This window comes from Pullulanibacillus pueri (assembly GCF_014639255.1).
In the GTDB taxonomy this organism is placed as follows: Bacteria; Bacillota; Bacilli; order Bacillales; family Sporolactobacillaceae; genus Pullulanibacillus; species Pullulanibacillus pueri.
Genome location: NZ_BMFV01000017.1, coordinates 23,352 through 49,975, shown reverse-complemented (window position 1 = coordinate 49,975; position 26,624 = coordinate 23,352). Strand labels below are relative to the sequence as shown.

Sequence of the window (26,624 nt, the reverse complement as noted above, 5' to 3'; positions counted from 1 at the left end):
GTTGATATGTTTTTATCAGCAATTAAACAATATAAACATTTACAAGTAATCTTCGATAGTATTTCGGATATGATTTTTTTCGTTAATATTAGAAGTGACGGCATGTTTACTTATGCCAGTGCAAATGAAACAGCCGTTCGTGACCTCTGTCTTCCAAAGGATTTCATCGGTAAAACTGTCTATGACATTATGCCTGAACATAAGGCGCAAAAGATTGTAGCTCACTATCAAAACGCCATTGACGAAAGGAAGACGATATCCTATATTGACACTTTCATTACAGAGGGAAGCACACATTGGTATGAGTCTAAAGTCACACCTCTCTTCAATCAGAAGAATGAGTGTGAGCAGATCGTTGTGGTCACCCGTGATATTACGGAAAATAAAAGAAAGGAGCAGGCACTTCAGCGTGCGAAGAAAGAACTGGAACTTATTTTTATGCATGCAGCGGATGCTTTATTTACTTTCGATGAGATGGGTCGCTATTTAAATGTGAATCCAGGGTTCAGCATACTTTTCGGGTGGTCAAAAGAAGAAATAATGGAGCACCCGGATATTACGATTTTCACTGAAAAAAATCGAGAGGATTTCCAAACGATCGTAAAAACACTCAAAGAAGGAAATATCCTTAAAAACTTAGTGTGTGAGTGTATAACGAAGGAGGGCAATATGATATCGATTCTTGCCTCTTATTCGCCCATGATGGATAACGGGGTGATGGTTGGCGGGATCGCCATGTATAAGGATATTACTCAATATAAGATCATGGAAAAGCTTTTCAAAGAGAGTGAATTGCGTTTTAGACAGATTGCCGAACACTCTTCAGATCTTATTAGAGTGATTGATAAAGAAGGCAAGATTCAATATGCCTCACCCTCTCATGAAAAAATATTAGGTTTATCAGCTGACTTTTTCCTTAATAAATCAGCGCTCTCTTTTATTCATCCAGATGATATGAATATCGTGCAAGAAACCATCGAGATCATTAAAAGAACCAAGGCCAAGCGTTCAATTGAATTTCGACGGTTAAATAAAAAGGGGAAGCTCATTTGGATGGATTCAATTGGTACGCCGATCATCAATGCCAATGAAGAGGTCGATCAGATTTTGTTTATGTCTCGAGATATTGGCGCAAAAAAACGTCAGGAATCTAAATTAAAGCACTTGGCGTATTATGATTCATTGACCAATTTACCGAATCGACGCTTATTTGATATCCAATTGCAAGCGGCGATGAAGGCCTCACTACGACTCAAGACATTAATGGCTGTTTTTGTTCTTGATTGTGACCATTTTAAAGATGTGAATGATACATACGGTCATGGTGTAGGGGATCAAGTTATTCAGCACTTTGCAGAACGAATCAAAAACACTCTTCGTGAAGGTGATATGGTGTCACGCCTAGGTGGAGACGAGTTTCAAATGGTTCTGCCTGATCTAGAAAAAGAAGAAGATGCGGTTGCCATTGCTCAAGCAATCATTGATACGATGCAAATTCCTTTTCTTATTGATGAGCATCGCCTGAATCTAACGACAAGTATTGGTATAACGTTTTATCGTGGTGAAACAAGATCCAAGAAAGTGCTGATGGAAGAAGCGGATAAAGCCCTGTACCAAGCCAAAGCAGGTGGAAGGAATATGTTTTGTATCTACCAATTAAAAAAACAAGGGTCACGCTGGAAAAAATTCAAGAAAAAGTTCATAAGGGGGAGATGAACACGTCATAGGGAGGTTTTATCTCGGTGCAACCGTCCGTAAGACGCCCACTTCAAAGCCTGAAGTGACACAAAGCTGTTGATGTAGGAGTAACGGATGCTAACATCCGGATTGGTTCAACTAACCATTAGTGGGGAAGGGCAAAAACCCTCACTGATAGAAGTTTTACTTTACAGAGAAGGGGCAATGCTAATGAGATATAAAAGAGAAGAGGCCTTTCGCTATGCCTTCGACCCACCTCTAGAAGCCTATTTTTCTATCATTGAAGTGAATGGGCAAACGATTGACGTTCCGGAGGGTCCTGCGAGATTGCTTGATTTAAGCACTCATGGCTTGAAATTTTCAAGCGATTTAGATATACCCATGTCCGAAAACGATACGATCAGCGTTTCGGTCCGGTTCTCAATAAACGAGAGTGAATATAAGATCAATGGAGAAGTGGCCTGGAGAAAGCAAGAAAGTAAGCGGTGTTTTTTTTACGGCATTCATCTTTTTGCAGATGAAAGATTGCAACAAGCTTTGACACAGGAGCTCATTGTTTTTTCAAGGTCCGTAAATAGTTAAATGATAATTTCCAAAAATATTAATTTATATGGTAATAATATCATAGGTGTTTTTACTTAATTCCAGCGCAGAAAAGACGATATATAAATAGAAGATCATTTTATTTCCTTCGATAATGGCAAACTTACTGAAAGGTAAGGACGCAAAGCTACGGGTCTAAGGCTTTATTTTAAGCTATGATCGCCGGGTTACCGAAAAGGTTGGATACCATTATAGAGGTGCAACTGGCTTTTTGATGAGCTAGTGACTTTTATTTCCTTTGTCCACCAATCTTTTTGGTGGGCATTTTTATATGGAAAAAGAAAAAATGAGGGGGTCAAATCAATGACAGTAGAAATAAAGACAGGACAACTTGAAGAACATATTCGTGGAATTCTTAAATTAATAGGTGAAAATCCTGATCGTGAGGGATTACTGGATACACCTAAACGGGTGGCCAAAATGTATAATGAGGTCTTTTCGGGGGTTGGCGTCGATCCTGAAACAGCGTTAACCACCACTTTTGAGGAAAGCTATGATGGCTTAGTCGTTGTGAAGGATATTACTTACTATACTTTTTGTGAACACCATCTCATTCCTTTCTTTGGAAAAGCGCATATTGGCTATATTCCGAATGGTAGGGTTGTAGGATTAAGCAAATTTGCTCGTTTGGTTGAACTGGTTTCTAAGCGTCCACAAGTCCAAGAACGGATGACCCAGCACATTGCCGATGCCGTCATGAATGTTTTACAACCAGAAGGCGTGATCGTCAGTGTTGAGGGTCAACACCTTTGTATGTGTGCGAGAGGTGTAAAGAAGCCTGGAAGCTCTACGGTAACAACCGTTAAAAAAGGTGTCTTTAAAAATGATACAGCCTGGGTAGAAGAATTCGAGAATGCTTTGAAGAGGGACTAAGGGGGAACTTATATGCTTTATCTATCACGCAAAATGATGTTTTCCTCTGCACATTCTTATCGGATTGAGGCGTGGAGTGAAGAAAAGAATCAGGCCATCTTCGGACCATGTAGTAATCTTCATGGCCATGGTCATGACTATACATTGGAAGTGATGGTCAGGGGTGAATTAGATGCCGATTCAGGGATTGTCGTCAACATTACCGATATTGATAAAATCATGAAATCCTTTGTGAATGAAACCTTAGATGGGAAATTTTTAAACAAACAAGTCCCTTACTTTGAGACGCATATCCCCACCACCGAAAATTTAGTGTCCTATATTTGGGAGGGGCTAGAGCAACAATTCACTCATTGTGAGCTTTATAAAATTAGATTGCGAGAGAATGACTTTTTATTTTCAGAAAAGGAGAAAGATCAAATGGTTCAACTGACACGAAAATATCATTTCAGCACAGCTCATCGTTTGCATAGTCAGCAACTCAGTGAGGAAGAAAATTTAGCGATATTTGGCAAGTGTAATAATCCCTTTGGGCATGGTCACAATTATTATTTAGAAGTGACTGTTAGTGGCAAGGTAGATCCTATCACGGGGATGATTGCCGATCTAGCTGCTCTTGACAATGTGGTAGAGGAAGCTGTTTTGAAGAAATTTGATCACAAGCATTTAAACCTCGATACGGAGGAATTTAAGGCGTTAAACCCGACATCGGAAAATGTCACGGTTGTCATTTGGGACTTGCTTAAGGATAAGGTCGATCATCTGTATAAAATTGGTCTTTATGAGACAGAGAAAAATTACTTTGAGTACTACGGAGAATAAGGAGTCGTGAGCTATGAATATAGATGGAGCCACCATTGTCATCACAGGGGCAAGTAAGGGAATTGGAAAAGAAACGGCGGCCCTACTTCGGAAGGAAAACGTCAATCTTGTTTTAGGCAGTAGGAGTGGTCAAAAGAATGAGTTAGACCAGCTTCTTGAACTCCCTTTAGATGTTGCCAACGAGGATTCTGTAATTCAATTTTACACACGTGCCGTTCAAAAGTTCGGAAGTATTGATGTTTTAATTAACTGCGCCGGGACAGGAAGTTTTGAACATATTATCGAGTCGTCCACGCAAGCTTTTGATGAGATGCTTTCAGTCAATCTACGTGGGACTTACCTGATGTGTAAACATTTTGGCAAGCATATGGCAGGAGGCGGTAAAGGGCATATTTTGAACCTAATCTCTATTGCAGGAACGACAGCCCTTCCTGGCGGTGGCGGATACTCCGCTTCTAAATTTGGCGTATTAGGTTTAACAAGAGTACTACAGACAGAGCTTAGACAAAAAGGGGTACAGGTGACGGCAGTTCTTCCAGGAGCAGTGAGAAGCAGTTTTTGGGACCAAATCGAACCCAAACCGGATTTATCACAAATGATCCCCACGGAAACGCTCGCCCAACATCTTGTAAATATTATTCATCAACCCCCAGGAGCCTACGTTGATGAAGTGACGCTAATGCCACCACTTGGGATTCTTTAATTGCTGAGCATGCCGAGGGATATCCGCTCGGCCCCCCCAGGTGCATCACACTTGTAAGTAGGAGGAAGAGATATGAAGCCACTGCTTAATAAGTTTCTTGGTGGTAAAGAGGCTAAAGAACAGGTCAAGCCCCAATTTCCTACTCCTTTGACATTAAATTCATTAAGTGATCATCAGAGAGTATCAGTAGTCGGATGGATAGCGAATAAGTTAGGTCAACAACTTGCCGTTGAAGGGTGTCATGAGGGGTTACTTGTTTATCGTTCTTTATATAGCCAGTCAGATGGAGAAAGTCAGACAGATGAGGGCTACTTAATCTATTTAGCTGAACAGCTAGTGACATGGATTGAGTTAGAGGAAGATGTCTATTTCAAGATTAGACAAATGCCATTAGAGGATCAGTATCACAAGGGCTTATTGGAAGTATATGAGGGTATTAAAAATGATGCAAATCTCTATTTCAATAGAAAAAAGGGAGTTGAAGAGCAAATAAGTGAAGCAGACAAGGTATGGGAGGTCTATAGGGACGTGATCCATGCCGCAAGTCAGAGAAAGCTTCTTCTTATCAGAGAGTCTGAGCTTTCAAGTTATAAGGATGGGACCATCCTTTGCGATGAGCCAGTTGTCGAAAAGTCAGATATACCTAAAGCGCGGAACATAGCCAAAGCAGCTCTAGAGAAGGAAGGGTTATCAAGAAACAAAGTAGCCAGCTGCACGCTGCTTATTTCTGAGGCGATCACAAATACGCTTAAGCATGCAAAGGATGGCAGACTCCTTATTGTTAAAAGGAATCAAGCCTTGCACCTTTTGATCGAAGATGCGGGGTCAGGATTTCCTTTAAAAACGTTACCTTATACCCTTTTAACAGCAGGGTATTCGACTAAGAAATCATTGGGACAAGGTTTTACATTAATGGTGAAGTTAGCCAATCAGGTTTTATTAAAGACATCCTCAACAGGCTCAACACTTGTGTTAGTCATCCATAAAGAAAAGAGTGTGAGTAGTGAAGAAAGTGCTTAATTGGAATCAAGACATTGAAGACGAGTCGAAGATGAATAAGACCATTCAAAAGACTTTGCTCGCTTGTGTGTTGCAACAAGGATTTTGGGATCGATGGTTTTCTCACGGCATTGAGCCCAATGTTATTAACAAAAAGAAACAGCAATTAGCCACATTAGAAGGATGGGTCAGGACTTTAGAACATCGGGCTTCTGAGCTTTCTCAGCTTGCCATGACCCATGAACGAAATCAAGACCATTTAGAAGCCGCGCACCATTATGCCTTGTCTGGACTCTATTATTGCTTACTGCAATGGATTTTTCCTGTGCAGTGTGACGCGAAGGCAGAGTGGTATGGTCTGTGCGTTAGCCAGATGAATAAGGCTGATGCCGTATCCCCTTATAAGAAGACTCGGCACACCCTGAGACGGGGGGATGTACAGTATGTGGGTAAAGTCAGTGAACCGCTCGCGCCTTCAAAAGGGGTTGTCATTATTGTCACCCCTATTGATTCGGCGAAAGAAGAACTCTTTTCCTATGAACAGGATTTTCTTCGTGGAGGCTTTTCAGTCGTGATCTTTGATGGTCCTGGGCAAGGAGAGACTGTGCTGGAGACGGGTCACAAAGCGAGTCAACAGCATTGTCACTCATTCCTTGAAGCGGTCATCCGTTTTTCTCATCACGCCTTTCCGGACCTCCCGCTTCACCTGTTTGGGACAAGCTCGGGAGCGACATGGAGTTTAGAGGGAGGAAAAAACCCGCTTATCTCTAAAGTTATTGCGGTAAGTCCAGCAACAAAGCATGACATTCATATGCCTGATTTTTTTAAGGAAAGAATGGAGAACACTTTAGAGGATTTTAATCAGGGATTTTTACCTCCGTTAGCTGAAAGGGAAAAACTCAATCAGGTTGTGCTGTTTCATGGAAAAGAGGATGTCATGGTTGATAAAAGAGATTTGCTTGACCTTTATGAGAACCTGTCTGAACCTAAGCGTTTCATAGAATATGAGGGTGAGGGGCATTGTTGTAACTTCAAGTTATCAGAGATAAGGGCTAGGTCAATGAAATGGTTAAAGGGGGAGAAGATACATGGAATTTAATGCAATCACAAAATCAATCTTCGAGATCATCGATATGGAGCCGATTCCTGTGAATAAGACAACCAGTCTAAAAGAGGAATTGGATGTCGATTCACTACAGATGGTCAATCTTATGACGCGTTTAGCTGAAACGTTTGATGTCCCTTTCGCGCGGTTTATCGAACATGCAGATCTTATTGATACTATGGGCGGAATCTATCAGATTATTACAGGAGAAGTAAAATCATGAATCTAGAAGAAAAAGTCATTGATTTAACTCATACAAGGCCTGCGATAACAACGTTTAAGGGGAGTTCAACGCGACAGGATATCCTCAAAAAAGTTCAAAGCTATGTTGCTTTTCTGGACTCCCTAGAGATAGAAGGAAAAAGAGTAGGCTTACTAGTACCCGAGATTGAAGCGTATTTGCCTCTCATTTTAGCCATCAATAAATTAGGCGGGACGGTAATGCCTTTAAATCCCCAATTTAGGAAGGAAGATTTAAAAAGTATTCTTACCCTGCTCGATCCCCATATTATCTTTACAGTCAGCCATTACAATGGCTTTAATTTTAAAGAGGCTATAGAAGAGAGTCTTAAGGCGACTGGCAAAGCGACACTTTTATATACATCGGAAACTTGTAGTGAATGGGAAAAGCAGATCTATGAAGGGCCCTCAAGTCCCTTGGAGGGTCAGGTTAATAATTTTATCTGTTGCTCTTCGGGAAGTACGGGAACGCCGAAGGGATTAGTTTTTAATCTCAGTATATTTGATTATTCCTATCACTTAATCAGTCGGTTTACAAGATTGAAAGCAGAGGATACCGTCTTATTTTACACTTCGACAAGCACCGTTTTTGGGATCAAGTCCATGACTAATATCATCAAGACAGGAGCGCATGCTGTAATTCCAACGTCCTTTGATTTACCTGCGATTATTAAGATGATGCAGGAAACAAAGTGTAATAAGGTCATCACGACGCCGTCGGTCCTTAAAGCGATTTATACTTTTGCTAAGCATTTAGCACCAGAAGTTCTAAAAAATCTAGAATGGATCGCCTTAACAGGGGAAAAAATGCCCCAAGGTTTCCCTAATCAGTTTCCGTTATTAACCCATTGTTCCTTTATTTCCCAATATGGTGTGTCGGAAACAGGCGCTATTGCGGAAAGTGATTTGCGCCAAGGTGAGGCACATATTGTGTACGACGAAAATGATTTTAAGGTCGTCGATGGCGAACTGTTAGTGAAAACGGGCGCGCTTTTTACGGAATACTTTCATAATCCCGCACAAACAAAGGCAGCTTTTGATGATGAGGGCTGGTATTACACGGGTGATCTAGTGGAGGTCATGGCGCCTCGAACACTAAAAATTGTCGGTCGTAAAAAAGACATGATCAAAAAAGGCGGTCAACAGGTCAACCCCTCAGAGATTGAAAAGGTCATCGCCTCTTTAGAAGGTGTAAAAAATGTTGTCATTGTGGGAGCGCCTCATGCCATTTATGGTGAACATGTGGTGGCTTTTGTTGTAGCAAAAGGACTCAAATCAGCAGACATCCGTTCGTATTGTAAAGGGAAAATTTCAGCTTATAAGATCCCAGACCAGATTGTATTCTTAGATGAGCTACCGATTAGACAAGGTAAAGTCGATAAGCTTAAGTTAAAAACGCTCATTTAATGGCGTCAGCATTTATTCTCTAAACCGTTCAGGAGGATTAGTCATAGTGAACAAAAAGAAAAAGGATAGCACTTTAAGAAAGCAATTTATATTAAGGATGTTTTCGGTATTTATCATTATCGTGGTGATATCCGGGACCGTGCAATCCTTCTATTTAGCTCATAAAGTCAATAAAGATGTCAACGATGAGGCCCTATCTATTGGTCATAGTGTTGAACAAGGGATTGCTGAAACAGACCTGGCCTCAAAAGCGATTGAACATCAGCTTGATCTAAAATTAAAATTAATCGCTCAACGCATCAGTGATAGATTAACAGGGCGGCAAATAGGTGACATTTCCAATACTGACCTCAAACGCATCAGTAAAGAGTTTGGCATTGCCGGCATTACTCTATTTGCTAGGCAGGACGATGATATTGTTGGTGTGAAGTCAACAGAGAAGAATGACATCGGCTTTAGTTTTAAAAAGACAGTCGGTGCAGACGATTCAGGTTTTATTGGATTGAATCATTTATTAGACAATCAACAACCTACGAAAAATGATGAGAGTTATGTCGATCATGACACAATGATTCTTTATACCTCTCAATCAGGGTCACATGAAGGAAAACCCGTTTTCTATAAATATGCTTATTACCATAATAAAAATCAAGACTTTATTATTAATCCTTATATTGAGGCAAACGAGGTTTATCAGTTTACCGATGCTGTGGGTCCAGATTCTTGGGCAAAAAAAGTAGTGGAGACGAACCCTCTAGCTAAAGAAGTCGCCGTCCTCGATCCTAGCGTTTATGCGAATCCTAAACTCGCTAAGCAGATGTACCCTCCTTTACAGAAGGTTGTCTATGGGACTTTTAAGGAACAGACGAAAAAAGATACGAAGTTATTAAAAGAGATGGCTAAGCATCCGAAACAAGTTTCGTACATTGAAAAAAAACAGGGGACCAAGATTTACAAGATGTTTATCCCGATGAAAGATGGGAAAGTCATTTACGTCGCCTTGAATTACACAAAGATGAGTGCGCCTTTACATAACTTATCTTTTATTTTAATTGCATTTAGTGTGATTTCGTTACTGGCATTATTTATATTAACAGCGCGTTTCTTCAGCTCCATTTACAAAAATATTCAAGACATCATCAAACAGATTATGAGATTAGAAGGTGGAGATTTCACTGCAGAAAGTGAAGTGAAGGGGAAGGGAGAGCTAGCTGAGCTTTCAACAAGTACCAATCATATGGTAAGGACATTAAATCAGGTTTTAAAGGATACAACGAAACAAGCTGAAAAGGTACAAGCCTTATCTTTGGATTTACAGAAGGATGCCGATGAATCAGTTGAAAGAATGTATGCTTTGTCTTTGGATTTAACAACGAAGGCAAGGGACGATCACTTTGAAATTACTGATTTCTTGGACTCATTGGAAGCAAAGGTGTTGCCTCTAAAAGATCAAGAAGGTGTACAAGACATCTTAAGACGTATTGAAGATATTAGAAAGATATCTAATGATCGCTCATCATCAACAACAGATATCACACTGACACTTTCGGACTTGTTGAATTCATTGCAGGTGCAATCGGCAGAGCTATCTAACATTTCAAGTACACTTTTCAAAAACATGTACAAATTTAAACTTTAAAAAAGGGAGATACGCAAATGCTATTAACCGTGAAAAGTGAAAGAATAGGAGCATCCTTAAATATTGCAGTAAAGGGGGTTCTTGACTACTCCACTGTTGAATCCTTTGATTTCGTAAATGAAACACCTCAAGGAGTAACAGAGTTTAATGTTGATTTTGCTGAATTAGAATTTATTGACTCGACAGGTATAGGTTCAATCTTGACAGTTCTGCACAAGGCCAATGAGTTACAAGCCAAAGTAAACTTTAATAATATGTCTGAGGAAACCAAAGCGTTGTTTGAAACCATCGGTGTTTTTGACATTAAGAAGTCATTACTTGGAGAGGAGTAACTGCAATGTACAGACGAGAATTTAGCCAAGCCAATCAAAGTGTGATTACAGATAATAAAACACTTGAACGAGAGATAAATTTAGCCAAGGTTATTCAATCCAAGTTATTGAACGGTGAAAAGCCAAAACTGGATAAGGATGATATTTCAGGGGTGTCAATTCCGGCACGGTTAATTGGTGGTGATTACTTTGACTTTTATCCCTTACCCAATGGGAGACTTCGTGTTGTTATTGGTGATGTGATGGGAAAGGGAATTCCAGCAGCCATGCTTATGATTTTAACAAGAGGGGCTTTCCGAACGGCAGCAGAGTCCACTCAAGGGCCGGGGGAGACATTAACTGCAATGAACAATGCCTTGTATAAGGATTTAAGGAGTCTAAGCTCTTTTGTTACTGTCTTTTGTGCGGATTGGGAGCCAAGTACTGGCGCGTTCTATTACTCTAATGCTGGCCACTCTTTACCCATCGTCGTCAGAAAGACCTCTGAATTAATCGAGATCCCTAAAATTAAAGGCGTGATGCTCGGGGGATTACCGGACCAAGTCTATAAAGAGGAAAAAATAACATTACAAGAGGGAGACTTTATCTTCCTCTACACGGATGGGATCATCGAAGCCCGCAACCGTGAAGGTGACATGTATAAAGAGGGACGTTTGATTAAAGTATTAAAAGAAAATGTCTCCAAAACGGCAGTAGAGATTGAGACCGTTGTGATCGATAGTGTGACCCATTTTACTGAAGGGGTGGCACAGAGAGATGATATTACGATGGTATCCATGAAAGTTGGGAAGGACAAAACAGATATATCGAGTTTTAACTCTCCATTGGTTTAATTTAAGACCTTTAGTGGTGCTCCGAGAATTCTCAGTTAATCAGGAGGTGAAGTCATGCAATCTATTATTTCTAAAGGGAAGAACGTTAAAGAGGCCATTACACTTGGGCTAGAACTATTAAATGTTGGATCAAAGGATGTTAATGTTGAAATTATTCAACAGGAATCTAAAGGGATGTTCGGTATTGGGGCGCGAAAAGCCATTGTAAAGCTAACTGTTTTAGCACAACAAAATGATTCGGTATCTGTCGTCAATGCTGTCGATGTATTGGAAGAAACATTAACCAGAGAAGAAAAGCATCAGCAACCTCAAATGGATCCAGGTACAACGTTGACCCAAGAGAAACATGAAGGGAAGGTCTGGGTGAAAGCGGGACGGCTTTATTGTAAGTCCTCACCTACCCAATTTCCAACGGTAACATTAGGGAAAGGGGTCACATTACTTAAAAATGGTGAGCCTGTGGCTGGACCGACGGTTGTCCTTTCTGAACATGACTTATACAAAATAGTATTAAAGGAAGATAAACAGGAAACAAAATGGCATGTCAAAATGGATCAGTTAAAGTTAAAGGTGATCCTTCAAGTTGAGCCAGGGTATCAGATGACTCGTCAGATCCCGGATTATGCTCCGGATGAACATATTACATTAGAAGCTGAGGAAGTCAAACAAGTGGTTAACACACTCTCTTATGGAGATGTGATGGTTCAGCTTGAAAACTTACGGGTCAAGCAAGGCTTTATCCAAGATAATATCTTAAAAGCGATCGCCGCAACGGTGCCGAGTGAATTTGAGATTGCTGTCGGAACAAGGGCAAAAGACGGTAAGGATGGCTGGTTTGAGCTGAAAGTCGATGTTGATACGAAAAAGGGCTTGCAAGAAGATGATGATGGAAAAGTAGACTTTAGAGAAGTACAAACGATACCTACTGTACAAAAAGGACAAGTCATTGCAGTTATCCATCCGCCTATTCCAGGTGAGCCAGGGGTGACGGTAACCAATGAGCCACTGCCGCCGAAACAAACCTATCCCGTTGAGTTGAAATTGGGGAGAGGCGTTATGGTCGTTGATGATAAGGTTGTGGCGCTAGAATCCGGACGCCCTAAGGTTGAGCAAAGAGGGCAACTTGTTAGGATTTCAATTTTAGAAAAGCTTTTTCACCCCAAGGATGTCGACTTAGAATCTGGAAACCTGCGCTTTATGGGTGATATTGAAATTTTTGGTAATGTCAAAGAACACATGCGCGTTGAGGCAGATGGCGATGTTCTTGTTCATGCAGCTGTGAATTTTGCAACCATTACGTCAAAGAGTGCCATCATCGTTAAGAAAACGGTGAACAGTTCAGAGCTCTCAGCGGGAAAACATAATATATTGGTTGCCGAATGTGGGCATATGCTTGGTATTCTCCATGAGCAATTGCAGCAAATGAACGCCATAATAAACGATCTTCTGAAATCAGCGGCTTTCAAACATACAGACATTTCCCAAAGGGGATTACAACCACTGATTAAACTTCTCTTGGAGAAACGGTTTAAGAGTATTATTCCACTTTCTAAGCAATATGTGGATGTCGTCTTAAAGGGAAAAGACTATTTTGAATCGGATGATTGGCGAGAGATCGCCGTTACATTAAAGCAAATCTTTTTATCTTTATCTCAGCAAATGATAACCTTGGAGAGGTTGAAAGAGCTGTCTGAAAGGTCAAAAAGACTTCATGAATGGAGTAAAATTCCTGTGGAACCCGAAGCCTATATTACGCTTCACAGTGTGCAGAATAGTCACCTATATAGCAGCGGGGATATTACCATCATTGGCCAAGGATGTGTGAATACAAAAGTACATGCGGGCGGCCGTTTGAACATTGAGGGCATTGTACGTGGCGGTGAAATATATGGGAAGCTCGGTGTGGCCATTAACGAAGTTGGTTCTGAGATGGGGACAAGGACAATCGTTTCAGTTCCACAGGATCAAACCATCAGGATAAAAAAGGTGATGGAAGGCACGATCTTAAAGATTGGAACGATGAAATATACCATTAATGAAACCTGTTATCATATCAGTGCTTATTTAAACCGTGATGGCGAAATCGCCTTTAATTAAGAGAAGAGAAAGAGGGGATTGAAACATGCTCCAGTATAGTACAACTCAAGAGGATAGTCATCTCACGGTCACTTTCGATGGGGACTTTGATATTGAAGCGACTGAACTGATCCAAGACACCATTAAACCTATGCTTAGTGACTATTCAATTGTGACGATTAATCTTAGCAAGGTACCCTTTGTTGATTCCTCAGGAATGGGGCTTCTCATCGACTTGGTGCGATCGATGGAGTCAAGTGCGACAGTAGTTAGGATTGCAGAAGTTAGAGAGGAAGTCTTTGAAGTGTTTGAACTCCTACAGCTTCCGGAAATCTTAGGAGAAGGCACCTTTGTTTGACGTTAACACGCACAGGGATCCTCAATGAGAAAGGTTAAACAATCAAGACTAGGGTGGGCTCCGAAAAAAATTAAACGATCGTTTAATTTTTTTCTTTGCCCCAGTATAAGCCCTCATTTTCGCTTAAAACTTGCCCCTCGGCAAGTTTTTTTAAAAGAAGTAAGAAAGATAAGCCATCAAAGCAATAAAGAGATCGAGAAAAAAACTTGTCTTAATGCATCGGATGTGATCCCTCTAAATTGGGCATTCTAAGGGATAGAATGTTTGAAAGAGGAGTGAAACAATGGCGAAATTTCATGTTTCAGTATCATTAAGTAACGGAAAAGAGATTGGTTTTGATAAGGAAGCTGAAAATAAGCAGGAGATTTTCGACAGTGTCAGTGACTTGAATTCATGGTATGAGCACGAAGTCGGAGGAAGAACGTATTATTTTAAAACCAATGATGTTGTTTCTTTTACGGTTTCGGACAGAAATAGTACGAAGAAGTAATGTCCTGAGGTGAGAAAAAAGGAGATCTTAAATCCCTAGGGGGTTAGATCTCAAAATAAACCATAATAGTCCATACCCTGACAGATCTTGTCGGGGTTTCAGTTTATTGAAAAAACGATACTTTTTAAGCTGGACATGGCTGTATCCTCAGAAAAAGTGGGTATTCATAATGGAGGGCTGAAGAAAAGTGATAATCAGTGATGTTTTGTGTGACGATAAAGGAGGGGTAGGATTGCTTTAGGAAATCTGGCCCTTATGACTTTAAGGAGACCTCCATTCTATTAATATATTCTTAATAGAGAAAGGCTCTATTTTTTGCTATACTGTAAGAGAATGTATATTATCTTCGTTATTTAATAGCAAATAGTATCAGAATATTCAGCGCTTATCGAATAGATTGAGGAGGCAGAACATGGGAGCGAACGATGAAAAGGTGCATCCATCCATTGAACGGGTGATTCTCAATATTGAACGCGTCATGATAGGGAAACGACAAGCTACTATGTTAGCATTAACGGCATTATTCGCAGAGGGGCATGTGCTTTTAGAGGATGTTCCAGGTGTTGGGAAGACCATGCTTGTTCGTGCCATTGCAAAGTCGCTAGGAACAGAGTTTAAAAGAATTCAATTCACGCCTGATTTACTCCCGTCCGATTTAACGGGGCTTTCCGTATATAACCAGAAAGAAATGACTTTTGAATTTCGGCCAGGGCCATTAATGGGAAACGTCGTATTAGCGGATGAGATTAACCGGACATCGCCTAAAACGCAATCCGCGCTTTTAGAAGGGATGGAGGAAGGCAGTGTGACGGTTGATGGGCAAACCCGGGTGTTACCGAAGCCTTTCTTCGTTATGGCCACACAAAACCCCATTGAATATGAAGGGACTTATCCATTGCCAGAGGCTCAACTCGATCGCTTTTTGCTTAAGTTAAAGATGGGGTATCCGAGTCGTGCCGAAGAGCTGGAGGTCCTTAACCGCTTAGAAGCCTATCATCCTATTGAAACTATAGACTCCGTATTGTCCATTGAGGAAGTATTAGAATTACAAGCCGCTGCGCGTTCAGTGTATGTTGATGAAAGCATTAAGAATTATTTAATTGATATTGTCAGCCGTACACGTGGGCATCACCAGGTTTATCTTGGGGTAAGTCCTCGTGGCTCTTTAGCCCTGCTTAAAACCGCCCAGGCTTATGCGATGATGCATGATCGTAAATATGTGGTGCCAGATGATGTAAAAAGCTTAGCACCTTTTGTACTTGGCCATCGTCTTATTCTTAAACCAGATGCTAAATATTCGGGTGTAAAGCCAGAGGATATTGTAGCAGACATCATTAAGACCGTTCAAGTTCCGGTTCCGCGTGAGGGTAGTTTGAAATGATGGCGATGTTTCGTCGCCATCGCACACTCTTCGGCGTCGTCTGGGTTTTAATCCTTTTCTGTATTGCGTTTGCCTATGCCATGTTTCAAGGGGGGTTTGTCAGTTGGTTTGTCTTTTTTGGGTTCGTCCCTATTTTAGTGTATACGTTGATTGTTGCCCTCTATCCTCTCGGTGATATACGGATTGAAAGAGTCATGAGTAAACACGAACTTTATGCAGATGAGCCGTTAGAAGTGACCCTTAAGATGACCCGCCGGGTGCCTTTCCCTCTGTTTTACTTAATTATAGAAGACCACCAGCCTCATAATATTTTAAAAAAGCACCAAAATTGGAAACGGGAGAATGCCAAGAAGCTTCTTTCTCTTGGCTTTCAACTGGGAACAACATTGACTTATACCATAGAAGGGATGCCTCGTGGGGAGTATGTGTTTAAAAAACTGTCGATCCGGACAGGAGACATTTTTGGATTTATTCAAAGGCAAAAGGAAATAGAGATAGAGGATACCGTCCTTGTTTATCCGAAAATGACGCCCCCTGAATCTTGGAGCCCTCTAGATCTTGCCTATGGTGGACAACGGCGGTCAAGGAAAAGTTTTGAACATGATGTGACCTCTATCGCAAGTATTCGCGAGTATATCCCGGGAGATCGGTTAAGTTGGTTGGACTGGAAATCAACGGCTCGTACCAATCATCTGATGACAAAGCAGTTTGAATTTCCATTGAATAATGACGTCATTCTTATTCTTGACTGTACTGTCAATAGTGCGGATCGAGAGGGGGAGGCCTTTGAACGTTCTGTGGCACTTGCGGGTTCACTTATGGAAAAGGCCCTACGAACAGAATCATCCGTTGGTTTTGTCACTGTAGGGAAAGAAACCCAATGGTTGGAGTTGGAGAATCAGCCTTATCAAAAGTGGAAGATATTAAATCATCTCGCGCGTATCCATCAAGAGAGTTCGGCAGAGGTGTCAGTGGCCATAAATAAGTATATTCAACATCTCTCACATCACTCAACGGTCATTTTTGTAACAACAAAAGTCTCAAAGCACTTACTACTTCTGTTTAATGATTTAATGACAAGAGGTTTGGCGATTGAGTTTTTCCTTGTGACACAGAACGACAATCGAGAAGGGACCCGTGTTCTGGAACAATTACATGGGATGGGTGTTGTGACCCATCATGTCACGGATGACCATTTTAATCGGTTGACGAAGGGAAGTGGCTCTCTTGCAACAAGCTAAATCACATACCTTCTCTCTCCTTCTTTATCTCTTAGGTTTTCTCTTGTTATGGGAGTGGTTACGTCCCTTATCCGTCATTACGAATAATGGCAGTGTGAATTATTTTGTTGGCTTCGCCGCCTTCTCATTTCTATTAACCTACTTAAGGCTACCTTATTGGCTGACGTTTCCTGTTAAATTTATAGCAATAGTTTATGCCTTGCACTTGCTGTTTTTTTACAATACCTCGTTTTTTAGTGGGTTATGGGTGGACTATTTTTTTGAGGATTTACGAGAAAATCTGATTTTTGTTTTTGATGGCAATTGGGTCGGATTAACCGATTTATTTCGATCTTTTATCTTTTTTATTTTATTATGGATTATTAGCTATTTGATGCGCTATTGGTTGCTGCAAGCGCGTAGAATCTTTCTCTTTTTCTTTGTCACTATAATTTATTTGACCATCCTCGATACTTTTACGATGTATCACGCTGATTTAGCTATTGTGAGAACGATGATTATCGGCCTTGTCCTCTTAGGACTTTTACGTGTGATTAAGATACAGGAAAAAGAAAAGGTGAGCTTCAAACGGAAAAAGCTGCCGTTATCTTGGATGTTAGCGCTAGTCGTTATGGTCGCCTTGACGTCAGCAGTGGGCTATGCTGCGCCAAAATTTGGTCCGCAATGGCCGGATCCGGTTCCTTTTATTCAAAAGGCAGCCAATGGTTATGAAGAATATGGTTCAGGGCAAAAGGACGCCAAGACCGGCGGAGCGGTTCAGCAAAAGATTGGTTATGATAGTGATGATACGCATCTTGGTGGCGGCTTCTCCATGGATGATACACCGATTTTTTACACATCTGGTGAGTATACCCACTATTGGCGTGTCACTTCGAAAAACTTCTATACAGGGAAGGGCTGGATCAATAAGCCCGAAGGCAAGCCCCAAAAAGTTGATCTAAGTCACCTATCCGATTATCCTATTCTTAATCTTTATGAGTCAGGAACAGAGGTGAAGAAGTCTACCGATACGATCGAGTACTTAGGGAGGAACTTCCCGCAATTGATCTATGGGGGAAGTCTCACCGGGATTAAGGCTCTTAACCAAAAGAATGCGGATCTGCAGCTCAATGAAAACTCAGGGCTATTTGAACCGACTTATCATGGCCGCCATATTTCATTAAAGTCATATACGCTTGAGTATCAATATCCGACGTTTTCTATTCCAAAACTTTCACGTGTAAAGGGAACAGCAAATGATCCGGAAGTTATTAAATCGACGTACTTGCAATTACCGACCTCCTTGCCGGCAAGAGTGAGAAACCTGGCTCAAGAACTTACTGGGAATGAAACCAATCGTTATGATAAGGTCCAAGCGATCGTTAATTATTTACAAGGATCTGACTATACGTATCAAATTGATGATGTTGCAAAACCTTCTGGGAATACTGATTATGTGGATCAGTTTCTATTTGATACTAAAGTTGGGTATTGTGATAATTTCTCCTCTTCAATGGTGGTTCTATTGCGAACCGTGGGGATTCCAGCGCGATGGGTCAAGGGCTTTACCCAAGGTACCTATAAAGAAACCCTTTCGGATAGCAAGTATGAGTATGAAGTGAAGAATTCTGATGCCCATTCTTGGGTGGAAGTTTACTTTCCCGGCTCCGGTTGGGTGCCTTTTGAGCCGACGAAGAGCTTTGATAATATCAATAGCTTTAACTATGCTAGCGACACCGAGGACTCACAGACGACCTCTACACCTGAGAAAACCCAAGATCAGCAAGAGCAACAGGAGAAACAGCAACAGCCTGAAAAGCAGGAACAGAAAACAGCTGAGGCCAAGACGACCACTCCTAAGGATTTTCATTTATCATTAGGAACCGTTTGGAAGGTGCTTGCGCTTATTGTTCTTCTGCTCTTGATTGCGAGTTTTATTTTGTGGCGTTCCAGAAAAAAATGGCTCCCAGGTTACTTATTACGTCAATACAGTGGACGTACAGATGATCATGCTCTTGATCAGGCTTTTAGAAAGCTTCTTTATCTATTGCAACTTTATGGCTACAAAAAAAGGCCAGAGCAAACGTTAAGAGAGTATGCCGAAAGAGTGGATCGTCACTTGGGAACGAAGGATATGGGACGGCTGGTCACAAAATATGAAGAGAGAAGTTATTATAAGGCAGATCCTCATCAATGGTCTGATTGTAAAGAATCGTGGGAAAATATAATTAAAAAATTACGAGGTTGAAGCTCGGAGGATACATTGATAGAATAGATGAGGACAATGATGGAATGTCCTTCTAGACGCCCTGCCTGTGAGAGGCTATCGGATCATAGCGAGGGCACGATTGTGGCAATGTCATGAATAACATTAAAATAAATGTCCTTCGTATATGCTCGTGAATATGGCGCGAGTGTTTCTACCAGATCACCGTAAACGGTCTGACTATGAAGGTGGATTTCCTTTATGTACATTTTCTTACTGGATGTCTGCCTTCTTCAAAAGGTGCGACATCCAGTTTTTAATTACGTCAGAATTTATGTCTTAGTGGAAGACCTTATAAGTGCAACTAAGGTTTTCGCTATTAAAATTTAGCGAAAACCAAGTTTTCTAATATGTCTTTTGACCTCATAGAACCCATACAAAATAAGGATAGAAACGAGGAACGATAATGGATCAGGAAAAAATCATCGTCATCGACTTTGGGGGCCAATACAATCAGCTTATTGCTCGACGTGTACGGGATTTAGGTGTTTTCAGTGAACTTAAGCCGCATACGATTACAGCAGAAGAAATAAAAAAGGATCTGCCTAAAGGGATTATTTTTTCAGGAGGCCCCAACAGTGTTTATGCAGAGGGAGCGCCTAGCTGTGATCCTGCTATTTTCGAACTAGGCATACCGGTATTAGGCATTTGTTATGGCATGCAACTCATGAGTGAGCACTTTGGTGCGAAGGTATCCGGTGCAGAGCATCGTGAATATGGCAAAGCGACCATTAAAGTTGAAAAGGAAAATGGTCTTTTTAAAAACCAACCACAGGAACAAGTCGTTTGGATGAGCCACGGTGATCTTGTTGAAGCACCACCTCAGGATTTCGATGTGCTGGCTACCAGTTCCTCCTGCCCAGTTGCAGCCATGGCCAATATAGAACGTCAATTATATGGTGTGCAGTACCACCCAGAAGTGCGTCATAGTGAATATGGAAATGAGCTTCTTAAAAACTTTGTTTTCAGTATTTGTCAGTGTTCGGACTCATGGTCGATGGAACATTTTATCGATGAGCAAGTGGAAGAAATCCGGAAAAATGTCGGCACGAAAAATGTTCTTTGTGCCCTCAGTGGTGGGGTGGATTCCTCTGTGGCTGCTGCTCTCGTTCATCGTGCGATTGGCGATCAGTTGACGTGTGTCTTTGTTGATCACGGGTTATTAAGAAAAGGTGAGGCTGACGGTGTGGTGGAAACCTTTAGAGACCACTTTCATATGAACTTTATCAAAGTCGATGCCAAAGAACGTTTCCTTGGAAAACTTGAAGGGGTCTCCGATCCTGAGAAAAAGCGGAAAATCATTGGCAATGAGTTTATCTATGTTTTTGAAGAAGAAGCCAATAAGCTCACCGATATTTCCTATTTAGTTCAGGGCACGCTTTACACCGATATTGTTGAAAGTGGAACAGACTCGGCACAAACGATTAAATCTCACCACAATGTTGGAGGACTTCCTGAAAAAATGCAGTTTGATCTCATCGAACCTTTAAATACATTATTTAAAGACGAAGTCCGCAGATTAGGGACAGAGCTCGGCCTGCCTGATGAAATCGTCCATCGCCAACCATTCCCAGGACCTGGCCTTGGAATCCGTGTCCTTGGCGCGATTACTGAAGAAAAACTTGAGATCGTTCGCGAATCTGATGCTGTTTTAAGGGATGAAATTGCCAAAGCCGGCTTAGATCGCGATATATGGCAGTACTTTACGGTGCTTCCGGATATCCGCAGTGTCGGTGTTATGGGGGATGCCAGAACCTATGATTACTGCATCGCCATCCGTGCGGTCACTTCAATTGATGGCATGACCTCAGACTGGGCCCGCATCCCTTGGGATGTCCTTGAAAAAATCTCAACGCGGATTGTCAATGAAGTCGCCCATATCAATCGCGTCGTGTATGATATCACCTCTAAGCCACCAGCAACGATTGAGTGGGAGTAATAATAGAAAAGCGCTAAGCCTAGATATACCAAGGCTTAGCGCTTTTTTTCTGTGTGATTATGTATGAATGAGATGTGAGGATCAATAGAATAGATCATGTGAGATAAACGTAAATAATCTTTCAGGGGCTAAGGCGTTTTTCCTTGATTTAGGACGTGAAGGGCAAGTGGAATGGGAATTGAATGGTGAACAGTTGGGCAGAGGAGTTGGGCTTAATGATGTTAAAACGGCATGTGTAGGATTGGGGATGCCAAATGGTCAGGCATGGATAGAGTTAGTTAAATTTTATACGCTTCAGATGCAAAAAGGCTGTCGGTGACGCTTATCCAATGGTCAGTTAAATAAGAAAGAACCATGAATTTCGCTACACGGGGTAGTGTCAATTCAACCTTTGTTGTATTTTTCTTCTTAAAGACTCATCCAAAGTGTAATTTAAGGAAGGCAGCGCAAATTTTGGATTTCACTAGGTTGTGTTGACAATATTAATCTAATTTGTATAATAGTTTTATGATATTAAAACAATCAGATGACCAGCAGCGTATTAAGGTATTTAATGCGTTGGCAGATGAAAAAAGAATTTGTATGATTCGCTTACTATTTCGCGAGAAAAATCGTCCTATGTGTTCGGATATTGGAAGGAGTTTAGGGATCAGTAAGTCAAATGGTTCGTATCATTTAAAAATTTTATCCGACGCACAATTAGTGTCGATTGAACGTGAAGGGGTAACGAAGTATGTCACACTAAATAAAGAGATGTTTGATCGTTATTTACCAGGATTCTTGACTACACTCTGATGTGGTCACTTTTTTTAATAAATAGTTCTAATGTTTTATGACTATAAAACAAACAAGGGGAGAAAAAAGGATGAAAAGTAAAGATAATGGTCTGATCTTAACTTTGTGTTTCATCGTTTTATCAGGAGTGATGAACTCCATTTTGTTTAATGTTGCACTTGTCGATATGAAAGAAGAACTAAAGGTAACATCTTCTATGATTAGCTGGGTTGTGATTATATATACAATGACCATTGCCTGTGGTTCCATCACATACAGTAAATTGGCTTCATACTTCCAACTCAAGACCCTATTGGTCTTTGGTGTGTGTTTGTTCGTGTGTGGTTCCATCATTGGTTCCATAACCAATCAGTATATTTTTGTGATCATTGCACGGATTATACAATCCGCCGGGGGCAGTGCCTTCATTTCTTTGTCAATGATTACCGCCAATCAATATATGGTAGAATCTAAGAGAAATATGGCTTTAACGTTAATTGGTGGATGTTTATCACTAGGTTCTGGAATAGGCTTTTTGCTTGGTGGCAGTTTTACATATGCATTGGGCTGGCACTCTTTATTTCTATTGATGCTGTTGGTCGTTCTAACACTCGTCGGATTGTTTACGGTTATGCCTTCCGGGTATACCAATCGACAAAAAGAGACTCGGCCTTTTGACTTCATCGGATTATTATTATTATTGATTTTCGTTGTGTCTTTTATTTTAGGTGTTAAACTAAATGGCTATCTCCTTATCATAACGGTCATGTCAGTTGTTGGTTTAATGGCCCAGGGCAAACGAAAAGATTTGAATTTATTTATCGATTTATCTATTTTTAGACAATCCAATTATAACAGGTTGATCGTAATCAGCTTTGTCAATAACGCAACAATGGTTAGTATGGTATTCTTATTCCCACTATTATCAGCGCAGCTTTTTCATCTTTCTGCTATAAGCACAGGTCTTATTTTAGGCGTGATCTCAATCCTGGCCTTTTTGATAAGTTTCATTGCCAAAAAGAGCCTAAATGTTATCAACAGTAAGCAACTCATCGGATTTTCAGCGATCATACAACTCATTGGATTCCTCATATTGGCGAGCGTTGGTTTAACACAACTTGTATCCGCAATGCTTGGCGTGTTCGCCATCTATATAGGCTTCACGATGATGACAGTCGCCATCAATATTGAAATTCCGCGAACGATAGAAAAAGAGAAAAATGCGATGGGCTTAGGAATATTTAACCTTATCAACTTTCTGGGTATGTCGTTCGGACCGGCTATATCAAGCCGTATTTTGAACTCGTTCTCTCATTTTAGTTATACTTTTATCTTTTTTATTATCATTTTGATCTTATCGATTGTCTTATTATTAATAAATGGGCAAAAACGTCAGCTAGGAAGGCATCGGGCTCTTTAACAGAGCAACGAAAGAGTCAAATTTCTCCGCATTTATTTGGAAGAAGGAAGACAATGAAATCAAATTAAATCAAATTAAATATGATGATGGTTCAATGCAGATGAAAAATTAAAGTCCGATTAATTAAAATGGGTTATATTGTGAAGAATTGTACTTCAAAGTAACGCATGCTTAGTTGAATAAGATTTATCCTATTATAAAAAAGACTGTTATTGCGCAATATGACGATACTAGGTATGTCCAATTATTAAGAGGCGATTATCCTAAAAGTAATCGCCTCTTTCTTCTCTAAAGAATAAAATCAAAGGAAAAAAACTCCCCTTACGGTAGAACAGATTTTTATTTTTTAATCTGTCTACCGTAAGGGGAGCATATCGCGATCAAAAGTAGGTGGCTAATTCTTAACCATTGAACAATTGGTCAGCCGCAATCTCAACGGATGTAAGTTGCGACTGACTGAGCAAGCGTTCGTGACGCTCAGTCATCTTTTGAATATGTTCATTTCAACTCAGTTGCTCTCCTGCATTTTGGAAACGATTCACATCTGCGACCACTAATCTCCGCAATAAGACTTACCCTTTCCGACAAACAGCACCATAGTTGCATCTATTAAAACTTAAGTTTATAATCGTAATTATTACGATTTAGGAATAAGTTTAATCCAACTCATCGAAAGGGGTAAGTTCAGAATGGCTAAAAAGTCTAAAATTGCAAAAGCAAAAAAACGCCAGAAAATGGTTGAACAATATGCGGACTTAAGGAGAGAGTTAAAAGCGATAGGCGATTATGATGCACTTCGTAAACTGCCACGAGATTCTTCTCCAACGCGCTTAAAAAATCGTTGTGAGATTACAGGCAGACCACGTGGCTATATGCGGAAATTCAACATGTCGCGTATTGCCTTTAGAGAGTATGCTCATAAAGGGCAAATACCAGGTGTGAAAAAAGCCAGCTGGTAATCACAAATAATAATGATTAGATATACAGGAACATGATAGCTATTGTGTTCCTGTATTATTTTTGAAGTGAATTCTATGACAAGGAGGTCAAAACCGGTGTCACAAGAACAACCTATTCTTGTAACGATTTTAACAGGTTTTTTAGGGGCAGGAAAAACAACACTATTGAATAAAATGTTAAAGGACATGCCTGAAGAAAAGGTGGCAGTCATTATCAATGAATTCGGAGATACGTCCATTGATAGTCATTTGGTGGTATCGACGAGGGAAGAAATCATTGAAATTAACAAAGGTTGTATTTGCTGTAACGTACGCGGGGATTTAATTAGCATTTTAAATAACTTGATTATGCAAGAGGGAAGCATTGATCGCGTCGTGATCGAAACCACGGGCATGGCTAATCCTGCCCCCGTCATACAAACCTTCTTAATGGATGAACGAACAGAGGCATCTTTTAAAATTGATAGTGTGGTGACAATAGTGGATGCTAAGCATATCTGGCAACATCTAAAGGAAGAAGAACCACAACAACAAATTGCATTCGCAGATATTTTGCTTTTAAATAAGACAGATTTGATTACAGAAGATGAAAAGGACGAGCTAAAACAACAGCTGATAAAAATGAATCCACAAGCCAAGCGGATTTACACGAGTTATACAAATGTAGATATCCAAGAATTGATTGGAAAAAGAACGTTTGAATTAGATCACTTATTAAAAATAGAACCTAAATTACTAGATGAGGGGTATCACCATCATCATAATGATCTAGTTACTTCTGTTGTTTTTCAAGAGGATCGTCCCCTTGATTTAGATAAAGTTAATAAGTGGTTCGCCTATTTAGTTCAGTTTAAAGGAGAAAATTTGTACCGGTATAAAGGGGTACTGTATGTTAAGCAGTTGGAGAGAAGGATTGTCTTTCAAGGTGTTCATATGCTGTTTGCCGGTACAGAGGGTATTGAATGGGCAAATACCGAAAAAAGACAAAGTGAAATAGTATTTATTGGGAAACATCTTAATGATCAAGAACTAGCTAAGGGTGTACAATATTGTCTAGCTTAGTACGTCATGCTTCTTGTTCAAAGGGAGTATTGCTTGGTGGTTTGGCTTACCAATACCCATAACATATAAGCTAAAAGCAGGACCAAAGTATAAATAAAGTAGAAGGGGACCTTCAGTACGGTTTCTTTCTGCTAAATTGCAAGGTTATTTTAACTCATCGACATCGACATCGCGCTTCAAGCTTCTGGTGAGTAACTTCCAAAAGGCTTCTGCGTCTTTTTTCTTCATTAATGTTTGAGGTGCCTTTCGATCGATCGTGACGATTTGGCAACCAGAAGGGCTAACCGTGATATCTGTTTGTTTATGCTTGCCTTCAAAATTTAGTTTGTATTAGATTCTTTTATCTAATGGACAATTTATAGGACCTTTGGGCATTAGGTGAATGAATAAGAATACGATACATTTTTTGAACTTCTTTTTGATTTGTGATTTTAAAATGAGTCAATTTTGATGGTTGGTTTTGAGAGATGTGAGAAGCAGAGGTCACAAATACGACTTTAGGTTTTGGGTTTAGCTGGCTGTAATTGCTTAACATATATAGTCCTAAAAGGAGTAACAAAAGAGTGAGACAAATGATAGTCGCTTTTTTAAACGTCACGTGCTTCCCGCCTCCTTATCTGCCAACTATTTTACATGACTGGTCGAAGGTTTCTGCCGTGAGGTGTACAAACGTGATTTTCGTGGTATAATGTGCATAGAAAAAGGATTCAACCATATCATAATAAAGACCGCCGCACGCTGGAACGTGGGCGGCCACAATAGACCGAACCCCATCAAGAGGGGTTAGGCCAAGAGAGAAAATAATCCCTCAATGCCCAGCCAAAGCACATGAGGGATTATTTTTTGTGGTTCTTATCGGACATAATATAGGCCACTAAAAGCCCGAAGGAAATCATCAGGCCTAGAGCTGTTGGTATGTCCATTGGCAACACCTCCCTCCTGGGAAATCTCCAAAAGAGACAAACAGAAGGTTTACAGTGTGCCTAATCCCTCATGTGAAGCCGATCTATTGTTATTTCTATTATAACATACACCTTCCCTTAATAGAGTTTTTCGACAAGGTTTTTAGGCTTCGAATTTACAATGAGAATGCGAATCTATCGGCTTTTTCAACTTCATTACAAATGTGAGCGCATTTCAATCAATTGCTACTTTGAGTATAGGAGAAGTGTTTTCACATCCAAAATGGACCTCTGAACTCGAAGAGAAGCTAGTGAAGGAACAACGTATTCTTTCTAGACGTACCCAAGGTGGTTCAAGTTGGTGCAAACAGTGGATGAAGGTTGCAAAAATTCATGAACGTATTACTTGCGCACGAACGGACTACTTGCAAAAAACTCGACCAACATCATCAAGAACCACGAGTGAAAAGGATGTTGATAGAGTCCTCGACACACTTTGAAAGGTGATAGGAAGACCTTGCAG

At 40.5% G+C, this 26,624-nt stretch carries 25 protein-coding genes and 2 riboswitches; all 25 genes read left to right on the top strand.

Annotated elements, in window-relative coordinates; translation table 11 throughout:
• Nucleotides 1-6 precede the first annotated feature (6 nt).
• The 25 genes from IEV91_RS11730 (at nt 7) to IEV91_RS11610 (ending at nt 26,601) form a co-directional block, all read left to right on the top strand.
• Complete coding sequence (locus IEV91_RS11730; RefSeq protein WP_188497596.1) at nt 7-1,716, top strand: PAS domain S-box protein; 1,710 nt, start codon at nt 7-9, stop codon at nt 1,714-1,716.
• A gap of 192 nt (nt 1,717-1,908) precedes the next feature.
• Nucleotides 1,909-2,280: a PilZ domain-containing protein gene (locus tag IEV91_RS11725; RefSeq protein WP_188497595.1), complete on the top strand. Its 372-nt coding sequence runs from the start codon at nt 1,909-1,911 to the stop codon at nt 2,278-2,280.
• A 107-nt stretch (nt 2,281-2,387) separates the two neighbouring features.
• A riboswitch (cyclic di-GMP riboswitch) is annotated at nt 2,388-2,476 on the top strand.
• Between the two features lie 128 nt (nt 2,477-2,604).
• Entirely contained in the window at nt 2,605-3,174 is a 570-nt protein-coding gene (folE, locus tag IEV91_RS11720) for a GTP cyclohydrolase I FolE (RefSeq protein WP_188497594.1), read from the top strand.
• A 12-nt stretch (nt 3,175-3,186) separates the two neighbouring features.
• Nucleotides 3,187-3,996, top strand: coding sequence for a 6-carboxytetrahydropterin synthase (locus IEV91_RS11715; protein WP_188497593.1), 810 nt, complete (start codon nt 3,187-3,189; stop codon nt 3,994-3,996).
• 13 nt (nt 3,997-4,009) lie between these two features.
• Entirely contained in the window at nt 4,010-4,699 is a 690-nt protein-coding gene (locus IEV91_RS11710) for an SDR family oxidoreductase (RefSeq protein ID WP_188497592.1), read from the top strand.
• A 72-nt stretch (nt 4,700-4,771) separates the two neighbouring features.
• Nucleotides 4,772-5,719, top strand: coding sequence for an ATP-binding protein (locus tag IEV91_RS11705; protein ID WP_188497591.1), 948 nt, complete (start codon nt 4,772-4,774; stop codon nt 5,717-5,719).
• Nucleotides 5,703-6,797 carry an alpha/beta hydrolase gene (locus tag IEV91_RS11700; RefSeq protein ID WP_188497590.1) on the top strand — a complete coding sequence of 365 codons (1,095 nt, stop codon included), beginning with the start codon at nt 5,703-5,705 and terminating at the stop codon, nt 6,795-6,797. Before IEV91_RS11705 ends, IEV91_RS11700 begins: the two co-directional genes overlap by 17 nt.
• Nucleotides 6,787-7,026: an acyl carrier protein gene (locus tag IEV91_RS11695; protein ID WP_188497589.1), complete on the top strand. Its 240-nt coding sequence runs from the start codon at nt 6,787-6,789 to the stop codon at nt 7,024-7,026. The genes IEV91_RS11700 and IEV91_RS11695 overlap by 11 nt, the downstream gene beginning before the upstream one ends.
• Nucleotides 7,023-8,450 (top strand): class I adenylate-forming enzyme family protein, encoded by a 1,428-nt coding sequence (locus tag IEV91_RS11690; RefSeq protein WP_188497588.1) that lies wholly within the window; start codon nt 7,023-7,025, stop codon nt 8,448-8,450. Before IEV91_RS11695 ends, IEV91_RS11690 begins: the two co-directional genes overlap by 4 nt.
• Before the next feature lie 46 nt (nt 8,451-8,496).
• A complete protein-coding gene (locus tag IEV91_RS11685; RefSeq protein WP_188497587.1) occupies nt 8,497-10,089 on the top strand; it encodes a methyl-accepting chemotaxis protein in 1,593 nt (530 codons plus the stop codon).
• A 17-nt stretch (nt 10,090-10,106) separates the two neighbouring features.
• Nucleotides 10,107-10,421, top strand: coding sequence for an STAS domain-containing protein (locus tag IEV91_RS11680; RefSeq protein WP_188497586.1), 315 nt, complete (start codon nt 10,107-10,109; stop codon nt 10,419-10,421).
• A gap of 5 nt (nt 10,422-10,426) precedes the next feature.
• On the top strand, nt 10,427-11,254 hold the full coding sequence (locus IEV91_RS11675) for a PP2C family protein-serine/threonine phosphatase (RefSeq protein WP_188497585.1): 828 nt from the start codon (nt 10,427-10,429) through the stop codon (nt 11,252-11,254).
• A 54-nt stretch (nt 11,255-11,308) separates the two neighbouring features.
• Nucleotides 11,309-13,351: a flagellar assembly protein A gene (locus tag IEV91_RS11670; RefSeq protein WP_188497584.1), complete on the top strand. Its 2,043-nt coding sequence runs from the start codon at nt 11,309-11,311 to the stop codon at nt 13,349-13,351.
• 25 nt (nt 13,352-13,376) lie between these two features.
• Nucleotides 13,377-13,688, top strand: a complete 312-nt coding sequence (locus IEV91_RS11665) for an STAS domain-containing protein (RefSeq protein WP_188497583.1) — start codon at nt 13,377-13,379, stop codon at nt 13,686-13,688.
• Nucleotides 13,689-13,971: 283 nt separating this feature from the next.
• Entirely contained in the window at nt 13,972-14,178 is a 207-nt protein-coding gene (locus IEV91_RS11660; protein ID WP_188497582.1) for a hypothetical protein, read from the top strand.
• A gap of 412 nt (nt 14,179-14,590) precedes the next feature.
• The gene (locus tag IEV91_RS11655) at nt 14,591-15,559 is read left to right on the top strand and encodes an AAA family ATPase (RefSeq protein WP_188497581.1); all 969 of its coding nucleotides are present in this window, start codon (nt 14,591-14,593) and stop codon (nt 15,557-15,559) included.
• Nucleotides 15,556-16,800, top strand: a complete 1,245-nt coding sequence (locus IEV91_RS11650) for a DUF58 domain-containing protein (RefSeq protein ID WP_188497580.1) — start codon at nt 15,556-15,558, stop codon at nt 16,798-16,800. Before IEV91_RS11655 ends, IEV91_RS11650 begins: the two co-directional genes overlap by 4 nt.
• Nucleotides 16,787-19,027 (top strand): transglutaminase-like domain-containing protein, encoded by a 2,241-nt coding sequence (locus IEV91_RS11645; protein WP_188497579.1) that lies wholly within the window; start codon nt 16,787-16,789, stop codon nt 19,025-19,027. The genes IEV91_RS11650 and IEV91_RS11645 overlap by 14 nt, the downstream gene beginning before the upstream one ends.
• A 119-nt stretch (nt 19,028-19,146) precedes the next feature.
• A riboswitch (purine riboswitch) is annotated at nt 19,147-19,248 on the top strand.
• 203 nt (nt 19,249-19,451) lie between these two features.
• A complete protein-coding gene (gene guaA, locus IEV91_RS11640) occupies nt 19,452-20,984 on the top strand; it encodes a glutamine-hydrolyzing GMP synthase (RefSeq protein WP_188497578.1) in 1,533 nt (510 codons plus the stop codon).
• A gap of 166 nt (nt 20,985-21,150) precedes the next feature.
• Nucleotides 21,151-21,303, top strand: a complete 153-nt coding sequence (locus IEV91_RS21710) for a VOC family protein (RefSeq protein ID WP_229745562.1) — start codon at nt 21,151-21,153, stop codon at nt 21,301-21,303.
• A 188-nt stretch (nt 21,304-21,491) separates the two neighbouring features.
• Complete coding sequence (locus tag IEV91_RS11630; protein WP_188497577.1) at nt 21,492-21,779, top strand: ArsR/SmtB family transcription factor; 288 nt, start codon at nt 21,492-21,494, stop codon at nt 21,777-21,779.
• A gap of 70 nt (nt 21,780-21,849) precedes the next feature.
• Nucleotides 21,850-23,178, top strand: a complete 1,329-nt coding sequence (locus tag IEV91_RS11625; protein WP_188497576.1) for an MFS transporter — start codon at nt 21,850-21,852, stop codon at nt 23,176-23,178.
• Nucleotides 23,179-23,867: 689 nt separating this feature from the next.
• Entirely contained in the window at nt 23,868-24,137 is a 270-nt protein-coding gene (gene rpsN, locus IEV91_RS11620) for a 30S ribosomal protein S14 (protein ID WP_188497575.1), read from the top strand.
• 96 nt (nt 24,138-24,233) lie between these two features.
• A complete protein-coding gene (locus tag IEV91_RS11615; RefSeq protein ID WP_229745561.1) occupies nt 24,234-25,199 on the top strand; it encodes a CobW family GTP-binding protein in 966 nt (321 codons plus the stop codon).
• 1,126 nt (nt 25,200-26,325) lie between these two features.
• On the top strand, nt 26,326-26,601 hold the full coding sequence (locus IEV91_RS11610) for a transposase (RefSeq protein ID WP_373284434.1): 276 nt from the start codon (nt 26,326-26,328) through the stop codon (nt 26,599-26,601).
• Nucleotides 26,602-26,624 lie beyond the last annotated feature (23 nt).